Origin of the sequence: Altererythrobacter sp. GH1-8 (assembly GCF_043702085.1) — a bacterium.
Lineage (GTDB): Bacteria > Pseudomonadota > Alphaproteobacteria > Sphingomonadales > Sphingomonadaceae > Erythrobacter.
Genome location: NZ_CP171690.1, coordinates 960,362 through 984,015, shown reverse-complemented (window position 1 = coordinate 984,015; position 23,654 = coordinate 960,362). Strand labels below are relative to the sequence as shown.

Sequence of the window (23,654 nt, the reverse complement as noted above, 5' to 3'; positions counted from 1 at the left end):
CGCTCCTGCTGGTTTCAAACCCCGCGCGCTGTTAGGGACGTGGAATGGATAAGGCAAATGTCACAAATGTAACTATTCGGCCAGAGGAAGCTGCGCATTTCAGTTCGCTGGCGCGCGAGTGGTGGAATCCCAAGGGGCCGATGGCCTCGCTGCACCAGGTCAATCCCGTACGGCTGCGTTTCATCCGTGAAGCGATTGACCGGCATTGGGGCGGCGATATTCGTTCAGCCAAGCCGTTAGATGGCAAGACCGCGCTCGATGTGGGCTGCGGGGCAGGGCTGGTGTGCGAGCCGCTTGCAAGGCTAGGCGCGGCTGTAACCGGCGTTGATGCAAGCGGAGAGAATATCGGCGTAGCGAGCGCTCATGCAGAAGGCGCCGGGCTCGACATACGCTACATGACAGGAGAACTCGCGAGCCTCGATATCGGCCAGTTCGATCTTGTTACCTCGCTCGAAGTGATTGAGCATGTCGCCGACAAGCCCGCATTCCTGCGTGATCTGGCCGCACGGCTCGCGCCCGGTGGCCTGATGGTGCTTTCCACCCCGAACCGCACGCTGGCGAGCCGGGCCTTGCTGGTCGAAGCAGCCGAAGCGGTGGGATATGTCCCGCGCGGCACGCATGACTGGAACGATTTCATTACTCCAGAAGAACTCGACGGCCTGCTGGCAGACGTCGGCCTCATGATGGGGGCCCCGCGCGGGATCACCTGGCGACCGGGCAAAGGCATGCATCTCTCAGGCGACCTGTCGCTGAACTATATTGTAGAAATCCGCCAAGTTTAGGCGAGCACAAGGTTTTCGCTGGCCTTCGAGGTAATTCTCCCTAGGCTCCTCACTCAGGGACGGACCGAGTGGGGGAAATCCATTGACGCAAAGCGCCGCTGGGAGCGGACTGATCTTGTCTGAGAACAAGGTCGTCCGACTGTTTTCGTTCTTCCTGTTCTATTTCGGTCAGGGATTGCCAGCCGGGATCACCGTCATCGCCTTGCCTGTTTGGCTAGCCGCCAATGGGGCGCCCGATAAGGACGTAGCTGCAGTTGTGGCGATGGCTTACCTGCCGTGGAGCGTCAAATGGATCCCCGCAGCTGTCTTCGACCGCTACGCCTATCTGTCGATGGGGCGCAGGCGCGCATGGCTGATCTTCTCGCAAGGACTGATGGTTGCTGGTTTCACAATTGCCGCAGTGCTCGCGCCGGATGTCGATGATATCGAGACGATCCTGATCGCTACCTTCCTGATTATGGGCGGAGCAGCGTCGCAGGACGTCGCTGTCGATGGTCTTGCAGTCGATATCCTTCCGGAAAAAGATCAAGGGACTGCCAGCGCATTCATGTTCGGTGGGCAAACGGTATCCAAAGCCATCTCCGGAGCAGCAGCAGGCTTCGGACTGCAGTATTATGGCAGTCAGGCGACCTTCTTCGCCTTCATCCCAGTCATCCTTCTTATCACGATCTATGCTTGCGTTTTGCGAGAGCGTCGGGGCGAGAAGCGCTTCCCATGGAGCGACGGCAAAGCACACCCGATCAACCTTGAACGGAGCGTCGGCGCGTGGTGGCCCATCCTTAAGGTGACGTTCCTTTCGCTGATCAAGCGCGACAGTCTTGTTCTGATTGCGGCTTCCTTCTTCGGTCGTACTGCACTCGGCATACTGATACCCTTGGTGCCGATCCTCGCCGTGGCCTATGTCGGCTATGATACGGCCAGCTATTCCGGGATGTATTCGACCGTTGATCTGATCACGGCGGTCATCGCGATTGTCATTGGCAGCTTACTGACACTCCGCTTTGGCCCTCGACTTTCCTACGCAGGGGTTGATTTCTGTTTTGGGGCCTTAACGATGTTCTTGATCTTCGGAATGGCGCTTTGGACCACGACAATCGGATTCATCGCCATGGTTGGCACTTACGCGATCTTGACGACGCTATCGAGCATCACATCCAATCCATTGCGAATGCAGCTCTCGGATGGGCGCGTCGCCGCGACACAGTTCACTATCTATAATTCAATAGCGAATCTGCCTGTCTCGCTAGGCGCGACAATCTTCGCTGCACTTGGCGGGGCGGAAGAACTGACTCTGGTGTTGGGCATAACTGCGGCACTTTACTTCGCCGGCGTGGTCTCCGTGTTGCTGCTGCGCATCGGGCACCGCCCGATCGACCCGGACCCCGTGCCAATCGTCGATTAGGGCCAATCGTCGATTAGGGCCAATCGTCGATTAGGGCCAATCGTCGATTAAGGAAGGTCTATTCAGACGCGCGTGCCTTCACGCCCAGCGCCGGTGCATCATGAAAAATGCCGTCGACACCGGCAGCCTTGAGCATCGCGATCAGCGCCATCGCATTGCCATGCGCCGCATCACCGCTGCCGGAGCGCAGAGGCGCAGGCAGATAGGCGTTCTCCGGGCGCAGGGTAAAGGCGTGGACGATGAGACCCGCTGCCTTGGCATCCGCAGCCAGCGAAGTTGGACTGCCATCGGCATTGAGCAACTTTGCAATCGGTGCTCCCAGACCGTCAGCATAAGTCGCAATCTCGACAAGGCCTGACAGCGACATCATCTCGTCATAGCGGATCGACGGCTCATCCGCCGGGCCGCCTTCGTCTTTGACAAGCTGCACCAGTTTGAAGTCGCTGCGCTGGTTGAGGCGCTGCAGAGTGCCGATCTCAAAGCTTTGCAGGATGACCTTGTCATCGGCTGACATTCCCAGATCCCGCAATTCCTTAAGCACCAGATCGACCATGTCGATCCCGGCTTCCTCAAGCATGAAAGTGGGGTGCTTGAGTTCAGGATAGAGCCCGATTGTGCGGCCCGTTTCCGCTTCCTTGGCCCGCACCAGCTTAACGATATCGGCGAAGGTCGGTACTTGGTACAGGCCATCGAAGCGTGCATTGGCCGGACGGATCGAGGGAACTCGCTCGCTCGCGCGCAAGGTGCGGATTTCTTCGAGCGTAAAGTCTTCTGCGAACCACCCCGCCACGCGTTGCCCGTCGATGGTTTTCTCCCGCCGCCGGGTCTCGAATTCCTCGCGATTGGCCACATCTGTGGTGTCGGACAACTCGTTTTCATGGCGCGCAATCAGCACCAGGTCCTTGGTTGCCACCAGATCAGGCTCGATATAATCCGCGCCCTGATCAATCGCGCGCTCATAAGCTGCAAGCGTGTGTTCAGGCCGTTCGGCGCTGGCCCCGCGATGCGCGATTACCAGCATATCATCGCTCCCGCGCGCTTCTGCCATGCCTGATCCCGCGATTGCCCCAAATCCCAGCAAAGCCGCCAGAAACAGGCTTAACTCTTTGTTGAGCGGCAGGACGGTATGTTCCGAGGCGATGTTCAAGAAGTTCCTCCTGTTGTCGATCCTTGTCGTGGGCGGCCTTTGGCTGGCCGGCTACGATATGGAGCGTATCAGCAACATGATTTCAGGGGCAGGTCAAAGTTCTGCCGGAAAGATGAGCGGTCGCGACGTGCTGGAAGACAATCGCTGGCCCGGTTGAGCGAAAGGCGGCTGAGCCTTTGCTGAACGCTGCGAGGCTCACGCGAGCACCGCTTCCCACTCTGCCAGCTTGAACCCCACCAGTAATCCACCTGCATATTCGACAACCGGGCGTTTGATCATGCTGGGATTTTCGGTCATCAAGCGAACCGCTTTCGCCTGATCGATGTCAGCCTTGTCCTCATCGGCGAGTTTGCGAAATGTCGTCCCGCGCGTGTTCAGCAGCACTTCCCAGCCCGCTTGCTCGGCCCAGGCAGCAAGCCTTGCCGGGTCCGCGCCTTCCTTCTTGTAATCATGGAAGGTGTAGCTGAGTCCTTCCGCCTCGAGCCAATTGCGCGCTTTCTTCACAGTGTCGCAATTGGGAATGCCGTAGAAATGGAGTGTCATCAGATCATCCTAACCTGATCGGGTGAGATGCGCGTCAGCGATCGCCACTGCGAGCGCGTCAGCCGCATCCGCACCCGCGATTTGCGCACCGGGGAGCAACACCTTCAGCATCGCCTGCACCTGAGCCTTGTCCGCACCGCCTGTACCGACGACGCTCTTCTTGACGAGCCTTGCTGCGTGCTCATTCACGCTCAAACCGCTTGCAGCGCAGGCCGCCAGCACAACCCCGCGCGCCTGGGCCAGCTTCAGGGTCGACTGCGGGTTCTTGTTGAGGAAGATTTCTTCTGCCGCCGCGCGGTCAGGCTGATGTGCCTCGACCACCGCGCGGATCGCGTCGTGCAGATGATGCAGGCGCTCAGCGATGGGGGCCTTGGCGTCGGTCTTGACTTGGCCATTTGCCATATGCGTAAGCTTGGAGCCCTCGCTCCTCACCACACCCCAGCCGGTGCAGCTCAAGGATGGGTCAAGGCCGAGAATCAGCATCTTCGGAGCCGCGAAATCAGAGCTTGATGCCGATGCGCGGGCCGAACTGGACCATGAGCAGGTACAGGACCACTGTCAGCGCGCAGCCTGCCGCAAGCGCAATCCAGAAGCTGTAGCCCTGCCGCAGCATGAAGGGCATCAGCAGGAGCATCGGCAGGCTGGGCAACACAAACCAGAAAGTCGATTCCGCGTGCACCGCCATGTTCTCTGGATCGGGTCTCACATGCCAGAGAAAGATCATGCCAAGAATGGAGACCAGCGGTAGCGACGCAATCAGCGCCGCCATAGTGGGAAGCCGTCGGCCCACTTCAGCAATCGCCGCGATGATAACGCCGGCCAGCAGCGCCTTCGCGGCGAAGCCCAGCATCAGCCCACAGTCCCGCTTGTCGGGGCGTACCTCAAGAAAGCTTCTCCATCACTTCATCGCTGATGTCGTAATTGCCCCACACGGTCTGCACGTCATCATCATCATCAAGCGCATCGACCAGCTTGAGCAGCGTGCCCGCCGCCTGTTCGTCCAGCTGCACAGTCAGGTTCGGCTTCCAGGCAAGCTTGACTTCCTTCGCTTGACCAAGTGCCTTTTCAAGGGAACCGGCGACTTCGTGCAAGTCTTCGGCGGCAGTCCAGATTTCATGCCCGTCTTCGGACGACGAAATGTCTTCCGCCCCCGCTTCCAAGGCGGCTTCCAGCACGGTTTCTTCGTCGCCAGCTTCAGGGCCGTATTCGATATAACCCAAGCGCTCGAAACCATGCGCAACCGACCCTTCGGTGCCCAGATTGCCGCCATTCTTGCTGAACGCGGTGCGCACCGCCGTCGCTGTGCGATTGCGGTTGTCGGTCAGCGCTTCCACGATGATTGCGCTGCCACCTGGACCGTAGCCCTCGTAGCGCACCTCCTCGTAATTCTCGTCATCACCGCCGCTCGCCTTGTCGATCGCGCGCTGGATGTTGTCCTTGGGCATCGACTGCGCCTTTGCAGCGTTCACCGCGAGGCGCAGACGCGGGTTCATGTCCGGATCGGGCATACCCATTTTGGCCGCAACCGTGATCTCGCGGCTCAGCTTGGAAAACAGGTTGGAGCGTTTCTTGTCCTGCGCACCCTTGCGGTGCATGATGTTCTTGAATTTGGAATGGCCTGCCATGGCTCTCGTTGATCCAGTTTGTACAAGTTGAAATTGCTCATCAGCCCCTAGCGAAGCCCGCCAGCGCGAGCAATCTTTGAGAAGACTGTTTAAGGCTGGATGTCGAAATGATGCGCCATGATCTCTTCATGGGCGAGTTTGCGATAGAGTGCGCGCGCCGGTCCGTCCTCCGGCAGGACATCGGCCTGGACAAACACCGTCCACGCACCCGCCTCGCGCGCCACACGGCGCATTTCTGCGATCATGGCGGTGGCAATGCCGATCCGGCGATGCGTCTCTGCGACCGCGAGATCGTAGATATAGCCTTCGCTGCGGGTTTGCTCGAACTTGGGCAGGATGTATCCCGCCAAAGCGCCGACCGTTTGCTCACCCTCTTCAGCGATGATTGCGACACTGTTCGGACTGGCGAGCCAGTCTTCGCAATATCCATCATCAGGCTTGTTGTCGGAATAATGCTCGGGCTCGCCAAACACATCGCAGAATACCGCGTTCATCGCGCGATAGCCGGCCAGATCGCCCACGCCCAAGCGGCGCACGCTGACCATGTCAGACCTTTACCGCTGTCCCGCTGGCTGAGACCATCAGCATGGAGCCGGTGTCGCCGATCACCTCGTAATCGAGATCAACGCCCACCACGGCATTGCCGCCGCGCGCCGCACATTCCGCCTGAAGTTCGGAAATCGCTTGCTGTCGGGCATCGGCGAGGATCCGCTCATAGCTACCGGAACGCCCTCCCACGATATCACGGATATTGGCAAACAGATCGCGAAACAGGTTCGCGCCCACGATCACTTCGCCGGTGACGATACCGAGATATTCCTGGATCGGACGCCCCTCGATCGTGGGGGTTGTGGTGACGATAATACCGCGCGCATCTTTCCAGGGACTGGCCATGGTTGCTCCTCAAATTGCTGTATTGTTTACATAATACACTGAGGATTGGAATTCAAGTCTGACCCGTTCGATCAGCCCAGCCCCAGCGCCGCCTTGTAGGTTTCCAGCACGGTTTCCATTTCCGCGCGGTCATCAGGCTTCATTTTCCGAAGGCGCACGATCTGGCGCATGATCTTGGTATCATAACCAACCGCCTTGGCCTCGGCATAAACGTCGCGAATATCGTCCGCGATGCCTTTCTTCTCTTCTTCCAGGCGTTCGATGCGTTCGATCAGCAAGCGCAGGCGGTCATCGGTGGCTTCAGCCATCTTCAAGGTCTCCAACAAATCGTATGAGAATCGGTTGGCGCTTCGATAGCCAGCTAGCCAGCGCTATTGAACCCGAGCTGCGAATTAATCCTGTTGGTTTTTCGCAATGCTCGCCTGCATGGCTGCGATCTGCTCAGCCGTTGCTTCGCTTTGCCGGGTCGCTTTCCACTCCGCCATTGGCATACCGTGAATGATTTCGCGCGCCGTATCCTTGTCCCCTTCAAAGCCTGCATCCCTGATCCAGTCCGCCAGACAATTGCGGCAAAAGCCTGCCAGCCCCATCAAATCAATGTTCTGCACATCATGGCGATGCTGCAAATGCCGCGCCAGCCGGCGGAAGGCGGCCGCTGCCACCGCATCATCAAGACTGTCGAGAGCATCCGGCACATCGAAATGGGGGCTTGGCGCATTCGTATCCATTGATACAATTCCTTGAGTTGCAAGATAGACCTGCCATAGCACACTTCCATGACAAAGACCGCGTTGAACCATTCTGGTAACCTCAAGTTCGACCCGCGCGGTCGCAAGGTCAAGATCCTCGCCACGGTTGGCCCGGCCAGCTCTTCGCCTGAGATGCTGCGCAAGCTGTTCAAGGCGGGCGCGGATGCGTTCCGCGTCAACATGAGCCACGGCGAACATGCTGTGCACAGCCAGACGATCAAGGCGATCCGCGCGCTGGAGAAGGAATTCGGCCGCCCGATTGCGATCCTGGCTGACTTGCAAGGGCCCAAGCTGCGCGTCGGCACCTTCAAGGACGGGCAGGCCGTTATCCGCCATTCGGGCCACTTCACGCTCGACCAAAACCCTGAGCCGGGCGATGAGACGCGCGTCCATCTGCCCCATCCCGAGCTGTTCGGCCTGCTGGAAAAAGGCCAGCGTCTGCTGATCAACGACGGCAAGATCAAATTGAAGGTGATCAAGGCGGAAGCTGACAGCATATTGTGCTCGGCTGAAGTTGGCGGCGTGATTTCGGACCGCAAGGGTGTGAATGTGCCCGATGCCGAAGTGCCCATCCCCGCGCTGACAGAGAAAGACCGCAAGGACCTGGCGTTTGCCGTACAACAAGGGGTTGACTGGATCGGCCTTTCCTTCGTCCAGCGTCCGGAGGACCTTGCCGAAGCGCGCAAACTGATGGGCGGCTATGGCGCGCTGTGTGCGAAGATCGAGAAGCCGATGGCAGTGCGGCGGCTTGATGAAATCATGGAAGCGGCAGACGGTATAATGGTCGCGCGCGGCGACCTTGGTGTGGAGCTCGAACCGCAGGAAGTCCCGCCGCTGCAAAAGCGGATCGTCAATGCAGCGCGCACCGCAGGCAAGCCCGTGATCGTCGCAACGCAGATGCTGGAAAGCATGATCGAGAGCCCGACGCCGACCCGCGCGGAAGTCTCTGACGTGGCCAACGCGGTGTATGATGGCGCGGACGCCGTCATGCTGTCGGCTGAAAGCGCGGCAGGCGACTGGCCGGAAGAATCGGTCGCGATGATGGACAAGATCGCAAGCCAGGTAGAGCGCGATGAAGGCTACAAGGCGCGCGTTCGCTTCCTTGAGACGCCGCCTGATGCGACCACATCAGATGCGCTTGCGCATGCCTGTATGACCATTGCGGACACCGTTCCGATCAGCGCGATCACGGTGTTCACCTCGTCTGGCTCAACCGCGCGCCGGGTAGCGCGCGAGCGGCCCGACACGCCGATGCTGGTGCTCACACCGAGCATGAAGACCGCACGGCGGGTGGGCCTGTTATGGGGTGCCCATGCAGTTGCGACCAAGGATATCGGCAGCTTTGAAGAGATGATCGCCAAGGGCAAGCGCATGGCGCTGCGCCATGGGATGGGCAAGGCAGGCAGCAAGCTGATCGCGCTCGCCGGTGTCCCGTTTGGCACGCCCGGTGCGACAAACCTGCTGCATGTGGTGACGCTGACGGGCGATGAGCTCGACAAACACAAGGGCTAGGCTCAAAGCGCCCGGCTGTCTGGGCTGTCTGCCACAGCGCTCGCGGCTGGCTCGGCGGTCAAGCCGCAAGACGGCTGAGATGTTCCAGCGTTGGCTCGTAAAGCGGTTCTTCGAACACGATGCCCGCACGCTCGTCTTCAATCCAGACCAGTTCCGCCGGCTGATAGCCAAGGCCGGGCAGCTTGATGGAGAGCTGCTCGCCTGGACGGATCGACCAGGCCCGCGCATCGACCATGCAGCCGCCAAGGCTGATATCGAGCACTGGCAATTCCAGTTTGCGACCAGAGCGATAGCGCACTTCGGCATTGTAGCTCGCTGCAAACCGGTCGTTCTTCCTGCGCTCCATGCGCTCGCTCCTGTTTCCATCGCCGCGCCAGGCCGCGCGTGCTTGATGTGAAGTAACGCGGCAGGCTTGCCAGACCGGTTACGAGCATGGCGAGTAAATGGTTTCCGAAGATGGTTTCGCGAGGGTAAACAGCCTTCTCAGGCTGGGTCCGATCAGCTTTTCGCAGCGGCTCGCTCAAGCCGGGCCCGGGCCTCAGTCTCACCGATCAGCGGGAGCAGTTCTCCCATGTCCGGGCCATGATCCATCCCGGTCAGCGCCTGTCGCAACGGCAGGAACAGCGCTTTGCCCTTCCGCCCGGTTGCCTCTTTCAAAGCGTCAGTGAGTGCGTGCCAGGGGTCATCGCTCCAGCTGAGCGTCTGGGCTGCCTGGGCGAGATAGGCGCGATCTTCATCAGAGAAGCCCGGCTGCTCGATCGGACCGGTGACGAGCCGCCACCATTCGCCCGCCTCCGCAATGGTCGAAAGGTTGGGCTGAACCGCGTGCCAGCCTGCTTCATCCATGCCTTCAGGCAGACGATCAGCGACGTCGCTAAATGCCATCTGATGCACGATTGCCGTGTTGATCCGCTCCAGCTCTGCATCGTCAAATTTCGCTGGCGCGCGCCCGAAGGTCGCGAGGTCAAACGTCTCAAGCAGCGCGTTCACGTCGGCGATCGGTTCGACCGGCAGCGAAGTGCCAAGACGGGCCAGCAGTGCGATGATCGCTTCGGGCTCGATCCCCTTCTCGCGGAAAGCATCGCAACCGAGGGAGCCGAGGCGCTTGGAGAGCTTGCCTTCGCGGCCCACCAGCAGCGCTTCATGCGCGAAGGCTGGCGGCGCGCTGCCCAGGGCTTCGAACATCTGTATTTGCACCGCGGTGTTGGAGACGTGGTCTTCACCGCGCAGCACTTGCATGACGCCCATGTCGATATCGTCGATCGCGCTTGGCAGCATGTAGAGCCAGCTGCCATCTGCGCGCCGGATCACCGGGTCAGACAGCTGCGCCGGATCGAATTTCTGTGGCCCCCTCACGCCATCTTCCCAGGTAATCGGCGAGCCATGATCGAGCTTGAAACGCCAATGCGGCTGGATGCCATCGGCTTCCTTTGCCGCGCGCTGCTCTTCTGTCAGCTCCAGCGCACCGCGGTCATAGATCGGCGGGAGACCGCGCCCGAGCAGAACCTTGCGTTTTAGGTCCAGTTCCTGCGCGGTTTCGTAGGCTGGATAGACCCGTCCTGCATCCTTCAGGCGCTCGAAAGCCGCTTCGTAAAGATCGAGCCGCTGCGACTGGCGCTCTTCGCCGTCCGGTGTGATGCCGAGCCACGCGAGGTCTTCACGGATCGCGATGACATATTCCTCCTTGCTGCGCTCGTTATCGGTATCGTCGATCCGCAGCAGGAATTTCCCGCCCGCCTTCTTTGCGAGCATCCAGTTATGCAGCGCAGTGCGGACATTGCCGACATGCAGGCGGCCGGTTGGGGAAGGGGCAAATCGAGTGGTTGTCATGCGCGTTCCGCTAGCGGGAAAATCGCGCAAGTCATAGTCATTAAGATCGGCACGGCACCATTGTCATCGGCCGCTTCTCACGAGGCATTCAGCTCTGCCGCGACCAGCGTCATTGCCTGTTCCCAGACCAGATCGATCCGGCCAGGCTTCAGCAATCCTTCCAGCTGGTGATTGAAAGCAGGCCGGTCCCGGGCGACCACGGCCTCAAGTGCGCGGGCCAGGGTCACTTCATCGAATGTGAGGCAGCGGCAGCAGGCCCTGCCAACCCGGACCGGCTCCGGCCATATCGCTGCGATGGTCTCAGTGAGGTCAAGCGCTGCGATGGCGGCGGTCACATTGCCAAGCTTCGCCGCGAGTTCCGGCACCGGATCGCGCCTCGCCCGGCGATGGATCGCGATGAGCCTGAGCGAATACACGAACCGGAGCGCCAACGCATTGAGGTCATCGACCCGCACCTGCTCTTTCAGTTTTTCGACCCAGGACACTGCATTGACCGGTTTGGCATGTCGCACGAAGGCACTCCCTCATTCTCTGTGGAAGCGAGAGACGTATCTTATTTGCGAATGCTTCGCAATAGCGTTAAGAACCTTCAGGAGTTGGGCGAACTCCAGAACTGCTGGCCTTGCGCGCAAAACCCCGCCGGAAACCCCCAACAAGTGGGTGCCTCCAACGGGGTCTCGTCAGCCTTGAAAGGCAGGTTGGCGCAGCGCCTATTCGGCCGTATCGGCTCCGCTCGCAGAAGCTCCCATCGCGGCTTTCATCGCGTCTTCCGACGGGATTGCATCCGCTTGCGGTTCCGGCTCACTTTCGTTTGCCGCAGCGAGGGCATCCTGCTGCTTCTTCCACTGCGCGCGCAGTGCAGCATCGCGGCTGGAAGCGGTCACGCGCATGCGGTTCATGCCGGCGCCGGTCCCTGCTGGGATCAGGCGGCCCACGATCACGTTCTCTTTGAGACCGACCAGCGTGTCCTTCTTCCCTTCAACCGCCGCCTGCGTCAGCACACGGGTGGTTTCCTGGAACGAGGCGGCAGAGATGAACGAACGCGTCTGCAGCGAAGCCTTGGTGATGCCAAGCAGGATCGGCGAACCTTCAGCCGGCTTCTTGCCCTTGCCTAGCTTCGCGTTAACTTCGAGCATTTCCGCGTGGTCGATCTGCTCACCTGGCAGCAGCGTAGTATCGCCACCATCGGTAATCTCGACCTTCTGCAACATCTGGCGCACGATCACTTCAATGTGCTTGTCGTTGATCTTCACGCCCTGCAGTCGGTAGACTTCCTGGATTTCGTTGACGAGATACTCAGCAAGAGCCTCGATCCCGAGCACTTCGAGGATGTCATGCGGGTTCGGTGAGCCAGAAATCAGGGTGTCGCCCTTCTTGACGAAGTCGCCTTCCTGAACGTCAATGACCTTGGTCTTCGGGATCAGATATTCGACGCGTTCGCCTTCCTCCGGCACGATGGCGATCTTGCGCTTCGCCTTGTATTCGCGGACGAATTCGATCTTGCCGGAGATCTTGGCGATCACAGACACATCCTTCGGCATCCGGGCTTCGAACAGCTCGGCAACACGCGGCAGACCGCCGGTGATATCGCGCGTCTTGGCCGCTTCACGCGAAGCACGTGCCAGAATGTCACCGGCCTGTACTTCCTGTCCATCTTCGACCGAGAGCGTGGTACCAGGAGCGAGCATGTACCGCTGCGCTTCGGTTTCATCGCCCTTCTTACCGGAGGATTCCTCGCCCATCAACGTAAGCCGCGGACGCAGGTCTTCCTTCTTCTTGCGGCCCGTCGCACGGTTTTCCGTGACAACGCGCTGCGTCATGCCGGTCGCTTCGTCAGACCGCTCTTCCAGCGTGGTGCCTTCGACAAGGTCCTGATAGCGGACGAGGCCCGACTGTTCAGTGATGATTGGCAGGGTGAACGGATCCCATTCCGCCAGCCGGTCACCTTCCTTCACCTTTTCGCCGTCCTTGAACATCAGCACCGTACCGTAGGGCACCTTGTGCATTTCACGTTCGCGGCCTTCAGCATCGATCACTGCCAGTTCGCCGTTACGAGCAAGCGAAAGGATGCGGCCCTTCTTGTCAGTGATGGTCGGCATGTCGCGATATTCGATCTTGCCGTCCGAGATGGATTCAAGATGCGAGGTTTCGTTGAGCTGCGCCGCACCGCCGATGTGGAAGGTCCGCATCGTCAGCTGCGTGCCCGGCTCACCGATCGACTGTGCCGCGATAACACCCACAGCCTCACCGATATTGACCGGCGTGCCGCGAGCAAGATCACGGCCATAGCAGGTCGCGCACACGCCCTGCTCCGCTTCGCAGACCAGCGGCGAACGAATCTTGGCGCTCTGGACTTCGGCTTCTTCGATCGCCTTGACCATCGCCTCGTCAATCAACGTACCTGCCTTGACGATCACCTCATCGGTCTTCGCATTGACAAGGTCTTCTGCGACCGTGCGGCCCAGAATACGTTCACCCAAGGACGCGATAACCGATCCGCCCTGAACGATCGCACGCATTTCCAGCGCGTTTTCGGTCTTGCAATCCTCTTCGACGATGACGCAGTCCTGCGACACGTCGACCAGGCGGCGGGTCAGGTATCCTGAGTTAGCCGTCTTGAGCGCGGTATCCGCGAGGCCCTTGCGGGCGCCGTGAGTCGAGTTGAAGTATTCAAGAACGGTCAGACCTTCCTTGAAGTTCGAGATGATCGGCGTTTCGATGATCTCGCCCGAAGGCTTCGCCATAAGGCCGCGCATACCGGCAAGCTGCTTCATCTGCGCTGGCGAACCACGCGCGCCCGAGTGGCTCATCATGTAGATCGAGTTGATGTCAGCCTCGCGGCCATCCTTGTCGATCGGACGCGCCTTGATCTCTTCCATCATCGCATCAGCAACAAGGTCCCCGCACTTGGACCAGGCGTCGATCACCTTGTTGTACTTTTCCTGCTGCGTGATGAGACCATCCTGATACTGCTGCTCGTAGTCGGCCACCAGCTTCTTGGTCTCTTCAACCAGACCGTCCTTCGAATCCGGGATGATCATGTCATCCTTGCCGAAGGAGATACCGGCCTTGAACGCGTGGCGGAAGCCGAGCACCATGATGGCATCAGCGAACAGCACCGTATCCTTCTGGCCGGTGTGACGGTACACCTCGTCAATAACGTCGCCGATATCCTTCTTTGTGAGAAGGCGGTTGACGATGTCGAATGGAACCTTGTGGTTCTTCGGCAGACACTCACCGATCAGCATACGGCCCGGTGTCGTGACGAAGCGCTTCATGCTGACATTGCCCTTCTCATCGGCCTGCGGAACGCGGGCGATGATGCGGGTGTGCAGCGTGACGGACTTGGTCTCGAGCGCCTGGTGCACTTCGGCCATATCGGCAAAGCGCGGCAGCTTTTCGATCTTGGTGCCATCCTTCTCTTCGATGAATTCCGGCGTCTTTTCCTGCCGTTCCATGGAGAGATAGTAGAGACCGAGGACCATGTCCTGAGAGGGCACGATGATCGGCTTGCCATTGGCAGGCGAGAGGATGTTGTTGGTCGACATCATCAGCACGCGCGCTTCGAGCTGAGCTTCGAGCGAGAGCGGCACGTGGACCGCCATCTGGTCACCGTCAAAGTCAGCATTGAAGGCAGCGCAGACCAGCGGGTGCAGCTGGATCGCCTTGCCTTCGATCAGCACGGGCTCGAACGCCTGGATACCAAGGCGGTGAAGCGTCGGCGCGCGGTTCAGCAGAACCGGGTGCTCCCGAATCACTTCGTCGAGGATGTCCCAGACTTCCTTGCGCTCTTTCTCGACCCACTTCTTCGCCTGCTTCAGGGTCATCGAAAGACCCTTCGCATCGAGACGTGCGTAGATGAACGGCTTGAACAGCTCCAATGCCATCTTCTTCGGCAGGCCGCACTGGTGCAGTTTCAGTTCCGGGCCGGTCACGATGACCGAACGGCCCGAATAGTCGACGCGCTTGCCGAGCAGGTTCTGGCGGAAGCGGCCCTGCTTGCCCTTGAGCATGTCAGACAGCGACTTCAGCGGACGCTTGTTCGCGCCGGTGATGACGCGGCCACGGCGGCCATTGTCGAACAGCGCATCAACCGCTTCCTGCAGCATGCGCTTTTCGTTGCGGACGATGATGTCCGGCGCGCGCAGCTCGATCAGGCGCTTCAAACGGTTATTGCGGTTGATGACGCGGCGATAGAGGTCGTTGAGGTCGGACGTCGCGAAGCGACCCCCATCCAGCGGCACCAGCGGGCGCAGTTCCGGCGGGATCACAGGGATCACTTCAAGGATCATCCACTCCGGGCGGTTGCCGGATTCGATGAAGCTTTCCACGACCTTCAGGCGCTTGATGATCTTCTTGGGCTTGAGCGCGGACTTGGTCGTCGCGAGCTCTTCCATCAGGTCTTCTTTCTCCTGCTCGAGATCGAGATCCATCAGCATGGTCTTGACCGCTTCCGCCCCGATGCCGGCGCTGAACGCGTCCTCGCCATACTCGTCTTGCGCTTCAAGCAGTTCGTCTTCGGTCAGCAGCTGGTACTTCTCCAGCGGCGTCAGGCCCGGCTCGATCACGATGTAGCTCTCGAAATAGAGCACGCGCTCAAGCTGCTTGAGCTGCATGTCGAGCAGCAGGCCGATGCGCGAAGGCAGCGACTTCAGGAACCAGATATGCGCAACGGGCGCGGCCAGTTCGATGTGGCCCATGCGCTCACGGCGCACCTTGGTGACGGTGACTTCAACGCCGCACTTTTCGCACACGACGCCTTTGTACTTCATGCGCTTGTACTTGCCGCACAGGCACTCGTAGTCCTTAACCGGACCGAAGATGCGCGCGCAGAAGAGGCCGTCACGCTCAGGCTTGAACGTACGATAGTTGATCGTTTCCGGCTTCTTGATCTCGCCGAAAGACCAGCTGCGAATACGCTCTGGCGAGGCAAGGCCGATCTGGATCTGGTCAAAGGTTTCCGGCTTGGCCAGCTGGTTGGTGAATTTTGTCAGTTCGTTCATTTTTCAAATCCCTTGGCGGGTGAAATATCTTGGGGCGGAAAGGGAAAAGGCTCGAAAGCCTTTCCCCGCTATTCCGCTGCCTCCGGCCATTCGTCCTCGTCGCTCTCGTCGGTCAAAGATTTGAGTTCGACATTGAGGCCCAGCGAGCGCATTTCCTTGACGAGCACGTTGAAGCTCTCCGGAATGCCCGCTTCGAAGGTGTCGTCGCCCTTGACGATCGCTTCGTAGACCTTGGTCCGGCCGATCACGTCGTCCGACTTGACGGTGAGCATTTCCTGCAGGGTGTAGGCTGCGCCGTATGCCTGCAGAGCCCAGACCTCCATCTCACCGAAACGCTGGCCGCCGAACTGCGCCTTACCACCCAGCGGCTGCTGCGTGACGAGCGAGTACGGACCGATCGAACGGGCGTGGATCTTGTCATCGACGAGGTGGTGCAGCTTGAGCATGTAGATGATGCCCACGGTGACCTTCCGGTCGAAGGCTTCACCCGTCCGCCCGTCATAGAGCGTGGACTGACCCGACGAATCGATCCCGGCCTGCTCAAGCATTGCGGTCACATCGCCTTCGCGCGCGCCGTCAAACACCGGTGTTCCCATCGGCACACCTGCGGTGAGGTTGCCGGCAAGCTCGATGATCTGCTCAGCCGAGCGGCTCTCGATGTCATCGTGATACTGCTCGCCGTAGACATCCTTGAGACGCGCGACCACAGCTTCAGGCGGCTTCGCATTCTTGAAGTCTTCTTCCGCGTTGGGATTGGCGAGCTTCCATTCCTCGAGCTGCTCCTTGATCTGCATCCCCAGCCCGCGCGCGGCAAAGCCCAGGTGCGTTTCAAAGATCTGCCCGACGTTCATGCGCGAAGGCACGCCCAGCGGGTTCAGCACGATGTCGACCGGCGTGCCGTCTTCGAGGAACGGCATGTCTTCCACCGGAAGTATCCGGCTGATGACACCCTTGTTCCCGTGACGGCCAGCCATCTTGTCGCCCGGCTGCAGCTTGCGCTTCACCGCGACGAAGACCTTGACCATCTTCAGCACGCCCGGCGCAAGCTCGTCGCCGCGCTCAAGCTTTTCCTTACGGTCTTCGAACTTCTCGTCGATGCCCTTGGCGGCTTCGTCATACTGGCTCTTGACCGCTTCGATTTGCGCCTGACGGTTGTCATCAGCAACCGCGAACTTGAACCATTCGTGGCGGTCGATCTCGTCGAGCAGCGTTTCGTCGATTGTGACTCCCTTCTTGACGCCCTTGGGCGCGGCAGAAGCAGTCTGGCCGAGCAGCATGTCGCGCAGACGGTTGTAGGTCGCGCGGTTAAGGATAGCGCGCTCGTCCTGGCTGTCCTTGCGCAGGCGCTCGATTTCCTCGTTCTGGATCGCACGCGTACGGTCATCGATCTCGATACCGTGACGGTTGAAGACGCGGACTTCGACAATTGTCCCGGCAACGCCCGGCGGCAGGCGAAGCGAGGTGTCCCGCACGTCGCTGGCCTTCTCGCCGAAGATCGCGCGCAGCAGCTTCTCTTCCGGGGTCATCGGGCTTTCGCCCTTCGGGGTGATCTTGCCGACCAGGATGTCGCCCGGATGCACTTCTGCACCGATGTAGACGATACCCGCTTCGTCGAGGTTGCGCAGCGCTTCCTCGCCGACGTTCGGGATGTCGCGGGTGATGTCTTCCGGCCCGAGCTTGGTGTCGCGCGCCATCACCTCGAATTCCTCGATATGGATCGACGTGAACACGTCGTCCTTCACGATGCGTTCGGAGATCAGGATCGAGTCTTCGTAGTTGTAGCCGTTCCACGGCATGAACGCGACGAGCGAGTTCTTGCCGAGTGCCAGTTCACCGAGATCGGTCGAAGGACCGTCAGCGATGATGTCGCCGGCTTCGATCGTCTCACCCACCTTCACCAGCGGACGCTGGTTGATGCAGGTGTTCTGGTTCGAACGCTGGAACTTCTGCAGCGTGTAGATGTCAACGCCGGACTGACCGGGTTCAACATCGCCGATCGCACGGATCACGATACGCGTTGCGTCGACCTGGTCGACGATCCCGCCGCGGGTCGCAGCAATCGCTGCGCCCGAATCGCGGGCAACGGTCTCTTCCATTCCGGTGCCGACCCACGGCGCTTCCGCCTTGACCAGCGGCACAGCCTGGCGCTGCATGTTCGAGCCCATCAGCGCGCGGTTCGCGTCATCGTTTTCCAGGAACGGAATGAGCGATGCGGCAACCGAGACGAGCTGCTTGGGGCTGACGTCCATCAACGTGATCTGCTCGCGCGGGGCCATGAAGTAATCGCCGTTCTGGCGCGCAGAGACGAGTTCTTCTTCAAAGCTGCCGTCTTCCTTCAGCTCAGCCGATGCCTGCGCAACGGTGTGCTTCTGCTCTTCCATCGCGGAGAGATAGACGACTTCGCTGGTGACCTTACCATCGACAACGGTGCGGTAGGGCGTTTCGATAAAGCCGTACTTGTTGACGCGGCTGAAGCTCGCGAGCGAGTTGATGAGGCCGATGTTCGGGCCTTCCGGCGTTTCAATCGGGCAGATACGGCCATAATGCGTCGGGTGAACGTCGCGGACTTCGAAGCCAGCGCGCTCACGCGTCAGACCGCCCGGCCCAAGCGCGGATACGCGGCGCTTGTGCGTGACTTCCGAGAGCGGGTTCGTCTGGTCCATGAACTGCGAGAGCTGCGAAGAGCCGAAAAACTCGCGCACGGCTGCAACAGCAGGCTTGGCGTTGATCAGATCGTTCGGCATCACCGTGCTGACGTCAACCGAGCTCATCCGCTCCTTGACCGCACGTTCCATGCGCAGGAGGCCAACGCGGTATTGATTTTCCAGCAGTTCGCCGACTGAACGCACGCGGCGGTTGCCAAGGTTGTCGATGTCATCGACTTCGCCCTTGCCGTCCTTGAGGCCGACCAGCTCTTTTACCACCGCAAGGATGTCTTCCTTGCGCAGCGTGGTGACAGTATCCTCTGCATCCAGGCCCAAGCGCATGTTGAGCTTGACCCGGCCAACAGCGGAGAGATCGTAGCGTTCAGCGTCGAAGAACAGGCCTTCGAACAGCGCCTCTGCGGTTTCCTTCGTCGGCGGCTCGCCCGGACGCATGACCTTGTAGATTGCCTCCAGACCTTCGTCGCGGTTCTCCGCCTTGTCCGCCTTCAGAGTGTTGCGGATCCACGGACCGGTGTTGACTTCATCGATGTCGAGCAGCTCGAGCTTGTCGAAGCCTGCATTGTCGAGCGCTTCAAGATGCTCGGGCGACACTTCGTCACCTGCCTCGATGTAGATCCGACCGGTCTTTTCATCGATCAGGTCGTTGGCTGAATAGCGCCCGAAGATTTCTTCGGTTGGAAGCAGCAAGCTTTCCAGACCATCCTTGGCGGCCTTGTTGGCTGCACGCGGGCTGATCTTCTGACCCGCCGGGAACACTTCCTCCCCGGTCTTGGCATCGACCAGAGCGAATGCAGGTTTCTGGCCGCGCCATGCTTCTGCGACGAACGGAATTTTCCATCCGTCCTTAGCACGTTCCCAAGTGACAGTGTCATAGAAGAAATGCAGGATATCTTCGCTGTCAAGTCCGAGCGCATAAAGCAGCGCGGTGACCGGCAGCTTGCGCTTGCGGTCGATGCGGACGTTGACGATGTCCTTAGCGTCGAACTCGAAATCAAGCCATGAACCGCGATAAGGAATCACGCGCGCGGCGAACAGCAGCTTGCCCGAGCTGTGTGTCTTGCCGCGGTCATGGTCGAACAGTACACCGGGCGAACGGTGCATCTGGCTGACGATCACGCGCTCTGTGCCGTTGATGATGAAAGTGCCGTTGTCCGTCATGAGCGGCATATCGCCCATGTAGACGTCCTGCTCCTTGATATCCAAAACGGAGCGGGTTTCGGTTTCCTGGTCGACTTCGAACACGATCAGGCGCAGCGTCACCTTCATCGGAGCCGCATAGGTGATGCCGCGCTGGCGGCATTCAGTGGTGTCGTATTTCGGCGGCTCAAGCTCGTAATGCACGAAATCGAGCTCGGCCGTGCCGGCGAAATCGCGGATCGGAAACACGCTGCGCAGCGTCTTCTCGAGGCCGGATACGTAGCCTGTTTCCTTGTCGGAACGCAGGAACTGTTCGTAGCTTTCGCGCTGAACCTCGATCAGGTTCGGCATCTGCACCGCTTCGTGAATATCTCCGAAGATCTTGCGGATGCGGCGCTTGGCGGTGCCTTGTGGGGCAGCGGCCTTGCCAGTCGATTTCGCCTTGGTAGCCATGGAAGAGATATGCCTCTTTATTAGTGGCCCGCCGCGAAGGATGCCCGCGGGCCTTGAAGTCGTGATTGCGTCTGCGTCACGCGAAACTGGCTTCATAAGGACGCGAAAAGGCCGCAGCGTTGGGCGCAGCCTCCCGGCCGCGCTGCTGCAGCTTATTAAAGCGTCGCGATTATGAAGCCCGCTGCTTCCATCCTTAAGACCGATCCCCGCGCATGAATCAGCCTTGCTCGAAGCCTGCGGTTGACGGGCATTTAGGAATGCGCGCCCACCTTGTCAATCGCCTCGGGCCATCCTGCATTGCCTAGTCTCGCCTCGTCTCAGAAATTGCTTTGCTGAGTTGCGCGAATGGCAGTATTTGTCGGAGATAGACATTGATTGATGTCTGGAGGGGAAATGGCTGAGTCGCTTAGTGCTGAGCTGCCGATCAATGACCTGCTGGAAAATCCGGCACAATTTCTGCTGATGGAACGCGGCCTTGCTGAGTCGGGGCGTCTCAGCATGGTCTCGCACCTCATCACTCAGGCCCGAAGTCGGCATGCCGGCATGGCGCTGTGGGATGCAACAATCCGGCAGGCTGTCGCCCACCTGATCCCCGCTTTTCACGGCGGGATGCTGCGAGACAGCCAACGAAACGCTGTCTATCGCACGGCCTTGGAAACGCTTGCACCGGGTCGGACGGTGCTCGACATCGGGACAGGTTCCGGCCTCTTGGCAATGATGGCCGTGCGGGCGGGTGCGAAACGGGTTTACGCCTGCGAGGCGAATCCTGTGCTCGCTGCTGCTGCAAAAGAGGTGATCGCGGCCAATGGCATGGCGGACGCCATCATGGTGTTTGCGAAATCATCGGTCGAGCTCGATCCCAAAGTCGACTTGGATGGCGGTGTCGACCTGATCGTGTCAGAGTTGATTGCTGACGATATGCTGAGCGAGTCCCTGCTGCCATCGCTCAACGATGCCAGTCGGCGGCTGTGCCAGGAGGGCGGACTATTCCTGCCCGGCAAGGCCTGGGTCCAAGTCGCGCTGGGAGAATATGCCGACTTGCCAGTTGCAACGAGCGAAGTCGAAGGCTTCGACCTGTCGCTTTGCGCGCAACTGTTACCGCACCGGGTGGGGATCCGCCCGGACAACCCCAAGCTGAACTTGCGGTCATCATCAGCCGCCCTGTTCTCGTTCGATTACGCACCAGGCCTGATCCACCGGCCCACCGATAGCAGCGCCGCCTCGGTGACGTGCTTTGGCGGGCACGCCAATGTCATCGCGCAATGGATCGGCTTCGAGTTCGCTCCTGGACTGCGATATGAAAATTCTCCCGGCAGCGCCGCCGATATGCACTGGCGAATCCAGTTGACGCCGATTCCCGGCATCATGCTGGAAGAAGGACAGTCAGTCGAAATCGAAGGCCTGCGCGACCAGCTTGGCATGGTGATCGGCCCGATTCGTCCTTCCTCTTGCTGATTCGCCCCACGCTTCGGTCCCTTGCGAGACGGTTTGCTGAGAAGGCTTGCTGACCGGAGGTCGGCATCCGGACCCGTTGAATTTCTTCCCAGAATTCAATGTCTTTTTTGAGAAACGATATGCTGCATATTGTTTTTCAATAATTTTTCTTGACGTTTATCGATGTCGTATATATTGTTTATCGATATTGAGCATCTAGGAGATCGATAAATGTCAAATTTCAAGCAACAATCACTCGCCGCTGCCTCAGCTATCTTCATCTCAATCGTTTCGCTCCAGGCGATCGTCACTGTTCCGCCTGCTCAGGCGCAATCGACCGCAACGCAGCAAGTCGAGCTGGCTTGAGCCTGTCAATGACATCCACAAGCAACGGGGAGTTCCAAATGTCCAAGCGTCCTACTGATCCGCTCCTGCTCGCAGGCCGCGTCCTCACACTGATCATGCAGGGCTTAATGGCACTTTGCAGCATCGTCCTGGCCATCATCCTGCCTGTGCTCTTCTTCTTCCGGGACTCTATCAATGCAGAGCTCCTGGCAGAACACGGCACCACCGCCGCACAGATACCGGCAGGTACCATTGCGGGGCTCTTCATCATCATCATCGTCGTGACCTTGCTTGCCTTCCGCTTCTTCGGCTTTCTGCGCCGCATCATCGAGACGGTTGAGAAAGGTGATCCTTTTGTTCCGGACAATGCGGACCGGCTGACCAGCATGGCCTGGCACCTGACCGGTATCTACATCTTGATGAGCGTTGCCGCTGCGGTTGGCCTCGCCTTGGAGAGCTGGGTCGAAACGCTGGATGAAACCGATGTGCATGTCGCCTTCAGCTTTGACATGTCGATGGTGCTTACGATCGTCATCCTCTTCATCCTTGCCCGTGTGTTCCGCAAGGGCACCGAAATGCGCGAAGACCTGGAAGGAACTGTCTGATGGGCGCTGATTCAGAAGGAGGCAACATCGTGGTCAAGCTCGACGACATTCTCTACGCCAGACGCATGACGCTGACCGAACTGGCAGACCGCGTCGGTCTCACCCTCGCCAACCTTTCGATCCTCAAGACCGGCAAGGCCAAGGCAATCCGTTTCTCGACCCTCGAAGCGATCTGCCGCGAGCTGGAATGCCAGCCCGGAGACTTGCTGACCTACGAGGCAGAGTAGCGTTCAAGCGGGCTGCTCTCTTCCCCCGGAGAAACCGGCAAGTCCCCCTGACCCCAGCCCGCTCCCCACGAGGCCGCTCCGCATCCCCAGCCGGAGCGGCCTCTTTCATCTAGTCCGCCAATCCCTACTTCGTTACAGTTGCTCCTGGATCACAAGATCGCTCTCGCATCGCCTTGGCACCCCGGGCATAAAGGCGCATGACGATTCGCTTCCTTTCGTACCTGGCCTTCACCTTCAGCGCCTTTTTCCCTGCTTGGGCCGCTGTGCCATCTGAGGCAAAGGAGCAAACTGCAGCAATCTCTTCAGAAGCCAAACTGGCGGTCGGGGAAAGCAAGTTCACTTTTGAGAGTTGGGTTGGCCCGGCACTGAAGGTTTGGGCGTTTGTTCCTGATGGGATCGATCTGGCACACGCACCGATCCTTATTGGCATGCATGGAATGGAGCGCGATGCAGACCGCTATCTTCGTGAGTGGCGCACCGCCGCGCAAAGCCATGGCTTTGTCGCAATCTTCCCCGAGTTCAACCGCCGGGATTTTCCGACGTCTCGGGAATACAACCTCGGCAATATCGTTTCGCGTGGAAGCAGTGACCTGCGCCCTAGGTCACAATGGAGCTTTGCAGCGATCGAACCGCTGTTCGATGACGTAGTGTCCCGGCTTTCAGGAACGCAGCAAGGCTACACGCTGTATGGCCATTCAGCTGGCTCGCAGTTCGTTCATCGCTTCCTGCTAACCCAGCGAAACACACGCGCGAAGCGTTACATCGCCGCTAATGCCGGGTGGTACACCTTGCCCACTTTCGCGCTGAATTACCCGGACGGTGCGAACGCGCTCGATCTCGGCACAGAGGATCTCAAGGCAGCGCTTGCAGCCGACACGGTGATCTTGCTCGGTGAGGCGGACACCGACACGGATTCATCCAACCTCAACCGCTCGGATGCTGCCATGCGGCAGGGCAAGCATCGCTTCGCACGTGGACAGTATTTCCATGCATTCGGAAAGGAAATGGCCCGTCGCGAAGGTTGGAACTTCAACTGGTCGCTGCAAACCGTCCCTGGCGTGGGGCATGACAATGGCGGCATGGCAAAGGCAGCGGGCGCATTCGTGCTGTTCGATGGAGAAGGGCCGGCGGCAAGCAAGTGACCTCGACCGGCCCAATTTGCTTGACTCAGTCGTCGTTGACGCTAATTGCGCCTTCGACTGCTTTCGAGTGGTCATCCGTCCGAGACAGTTGGTGAGAGCAATCGGGTTCTCTTAATTTCCAGCCTAGACGGGGAATCGAGATTTTCCGGCTCTGCTGA

General features: G+C 59.6%; 23 protein-coding genes. 9 read left to right on the top strand and 14 right to left on the bottom strand.

What is annotated here, in order from left to right:
- The first annotated feature begins 44 nt into the window (after positions 1–44).
- Positions 45–782 (top strand): bifunctional 2-polyprenyl-6-hydroxyphenol methylase/3-demethylubiquinol 3-O-methyltransferase UbiG, encoded by a 738-nt coding sequence (gene ubiG, locus ACG9DO_RS04825; protein ID WP_394730591.1) that lies wholly within the window; start codon positions 45–47, stop codon positions 780–782.
- Between the two features lie 115 nt (positions 783–897).
- Positions 898–2,184, top strand: a complete 1,287-nt coding sequence (locus ACG9DO_RS04820) for an MFS transporter (RefSeq protein WP_394730590.1) — start codon at positions 898–900, stop codon at positions 2,182–2,184.
- A gap of 58 nt (positions 2,185–2,242) precedes the next feature.
- Here the strand turns inward: ACG9DO_RS04820 and ACG9DO_RS04815 are convergent, their stop codons facing one another.
- Complete coding sequence (locus ACG9DO_RS04815; protein ID WP_394731201.1) at positions 2,243–3,232, bottom strand: glycerophosphodiester phosphodiesterase family protein; 990 nt, start codon at positions 3,230–3,232, stop codon at positions 2,243–2,245.
- Between the two features lie 91 nt (positions 3,233–3,323).
- Here ACG9DO_RS04815 and ACG9DO_RS04810 point away from each other — a divergent pair, with 91 nt between their 5' ends.
- Positions 3,324–3,488 carry a hypothetical protein gene (locus tag ACG9DO_RS04810; RefSeq protein WP_394730589.1) on the top strand — a complete coding sequence of 55 codons (165 nt, stop codon included), beginning with the start codon at positions 3,324–3,326 and terminating at the stop codon, positions 3,486–3,488.
- Between the two features lie 38 nt (positions 3,489–3,526).
- Here the strand turns inward: ACG9DO_RS04810 and ACG9DO_RS04805 are convergent, their stop codons facing one another.
- The 8 genes from ACG9DO_RS04805 to ACG9DO_RS04770 all read right to left on the bottom strand — a co-directional run bounded on the left by ACG9DO_RS04805 (position 3,527) and on the right by ACG9DO_RS04770 (position 7,121).
- The gene (locus tag ACG9DO_RS04805; protein WP_394730588.1) at positions 3,527–3,874 is read right to left on the bottom strand and encodes an ArsC family reductase; all 348 of its coding nucleotides are present in this window, start codon (positions 3,872–3,874) and stop codon (positions 3,527–3,529) included.
- Positions 3,875–3,883: 9 nt separating this feature from the next.
- On the bottom strand, positions 3,884–4,357 hold the full coding sequence (ruvC, locus tag ACG9DO_RS04800) for a crossover junction endodeoxyribonuclease RuvC (protein ID WP_394730587.1): 474 nt from the start codon (positions 4,355–4,357) through the stop codon (positions 3,884–3,886).
- 16 nt (positions 4,358–4,373) lie between these two features.
- A complete protein-coding gene (locus ACG9DO_RS04795) occupies positions 4,374–4,724 on the bottom strand; it encodes a DUF3147 family protein (protein ID WP_394730586.1) in 351 nt (116 codons plus the stop codon).
- Between the two features lie 31 nt (positions 4,725–4,755).
- Positions 4,756–5,499, bottom strand: a complete 744-nt coding sequence (locus ACG9DO_RS04790; protein WP_394730585.1) for a YebC/PmpR family DNA-binding transcriptional regulator — start codon at positions 5,497–5,499, stop codon at positions 4,756–4,758.
- An 89-nt stretch (positions 5,500–5,588) separates the two neighbouring features.
- Entirely contained in the window at positions 5,589–6,044 is a 456-nt protein-coding gene (locus ACG9DO_RS04785) for a GNAT family N-acetyltransferase (protein ID WP_394730584.1), read from the bottom strand.
- A 1-nt stretch (position 6,045) separates the two neighbouring features.
- Positions 6,046–6,393, bottom strand: a complete 348-nt coding sequence (locus ACG9DO_RS04780; RefSeq protein ID WP_394730583.1) for a heavy metal-binding domain-containing protein — start codon at positions 6,391–6,393, stop codon at positions 6,046–6,048.
- 71 nt (positions 6,394–6,464) lie between these two features.
- Entirely contained in the window at positions 6,465–6,701 is a 237-nt protein-coding gene (locus ACG9DO_RS04775) for a DUF2312 domain-containing protein (RefSeq protein WP_067601806.1), read from the bottom strand.
- A gap of 84 nt (positions 6,702–6,785) precedes the next feature.
- Positions 6,786–7,121, bottom strand: coding sequence for a DUF1244 domain-containing protein (locus tag ACG9DO_RS04770; protein WP_394730582.1), 336 nt, complete (start codon positions 7,119–7,121; stop codon positions 6,786–6,788).
- Between the two features lie 48 nt (positions 7,122–7,169).
- Here ACG9DO_RS04770 and pyk point away from each other — a divergent pair, with 48 nt between their 5' ends.
- A complete protein-coding gene (pyk, locus tag ACG9DO_RS04765) occupies positions 7,170–8,654 on the top strand; it encodes a pyruvate kinase (RefSeq protein WP_394730581.1) in 1,485 nt (494 codons plus the stop codon).
- 58 nt (positions 8,655–8,712) lie between these two features.
- Here pyk and ACG9DO_RS04760 read toward each other — a convergent pair whose 3' ends face one another.
- The 5 genes from ACG9DO_RS04760 to rpoB all read right to left on the bottom strand — a co-directional run bounded on the left by ACG9DO_RS04760 (position 8,713) and on the right by rpoB (position 19,743).
- On the bottom strand, positions 8,713–9,000 hold the full coding sequence (locus ACG9DO_RS04760) for a PilZ domain-containing protein (protein ID WP_394730580.1): 288 nt from the start codon (positions 8,998–9,000) through the stop codon (positions 8,713–8,715).
- Positions 9,001–9,152: 152 nt separating this feature from the next.
- Complete coding sequence (gltX, locus tag ACG9DO_RS04755) at positions 9,153–10,484, bottom strand: glutamate--tRNA ligase (protein ID WP_394730579.1); 1,332 nt, start codon at positions 10,482–10,484, stop codon at positions 9,153–9,155.
- A gap of 77 nt (positions 10,485–10,561) precedes the next feature.
- Entirely contained in the window at positions 10,562–10,996 is a 435-nt protein-coding gene (locus ACG9DO_RS04750) for a DNA-directed RNA polymerase subunit beta' (RefSeq protein WP_394730578.1), read from the bottom strand.
- A 198-nt stretch (positions 10,997–11,194) separates the two neighbouring features.
- Positions 11,195–15,487 carry a DNA-directed RNA polymerase subunit beta' gene (gene rpoC, locus ACG9DO_RS04745; RefSeq protein ID WP_394730577.1) on the bottom strand — a complete coding sequence of 1,431 codons (4,293 nt, stop codon included), beginning with the start codon at positions 15,485–15,487 and terminating at the stop codon, positions 11,195–11,197.
- 68 nt (positions 15,488–15,555) lie between these two features.
- The gene (gene rpoB / locus ACG9DO_RS04740) at positions 15,556–19,743 is read right to left on the bottom strand and encodes a DNA-directed RNA polymerase subunit beta (protein WP_394730576.1); all 4,188 of its coding nucleotides are present in this window, start codon (positions 19,741–19,743) and stop codon (positions 15,556–15,558) included.
- A gap of 393 nt (positions 19,744–20,136) precedes the next feature.
- On the opposite strand from rpoB, the gene ACG9DO_RS04735 reads away from it, so the two are divergent.
- The 5 genes from ACG9DO_RS04735 to ACG9DO_RS04715 all read left to right on the top strand — a co-directional run bounded on the left by ACG9DO_RS04735 (position 20,137) and on the right by ACG9DO_RS04715 (position 23,496).
- Positions 20,137–21,198, top strand: a complete 1,062-nt coding sequence (locus ACG9DO_RS04735; protein WP_394730575.1) for a 50S ribosomal protein L11 methyltransferase — start codon at positions 20,137–20,139, stop codon at positions 21,196–21,198.
- 210 nt (positions 21,199–21,408) lie between these two features.
- On the top strand, positions 21,409–21,543 hold the full coding sequence (locus ACG9DO_RS04730) for a hypothetical protein (RefSeq protein ID WP_394730574.1): 135 nt from the start codon (positions 21,409–21,411) through the stop codon (positions 21,541–21,543).
- 38 nt (positions 21,544–21,581) lie between these two features.
- Positions 21,582–22,127: a DUF2975 domain-containing protein gene (locus tag ACG9DO_RS04725; RefSeq protein WP_394730573.1), complete on the top strand. Its 546-nt coding sequence runs from the start codon at positions 21,582–21,584 to the stop codon at positions 22,125–22,127.
- On the top strand, positions 22,127–22,354 hold the full coding sequence (locus ACG9DO_RS04720; protein WP_394730572.1) for a helix-turn-helix domain-containing protein: 228 nt from the start codon (positions 22,127–22,129) through the stop codon (positions 22,352–22,354). The genes ACG9DO_RS04725 and ACG9DO_RS04720 overlap by 1 nt, the downstream gene beginning before the upstream one ends.
- A 197-nt stretch (positions 22,355–22,551) precedes the next feature.
- Positions 22,552–23,496 carry a hypothetical protein gene (locus ACG9DO_RS04715; protein WP_394730571.1) on the top strand — a complete coding sequence of 315 codons (945 nt, stop codon included), beginning with the start codon at positions 22,552–22,554 and terminating at the stop codon, positions 23,494–23,496.
- The last annotated feature ends 158 nt before the right edge of the window (positions 23,497–23,654 follow it).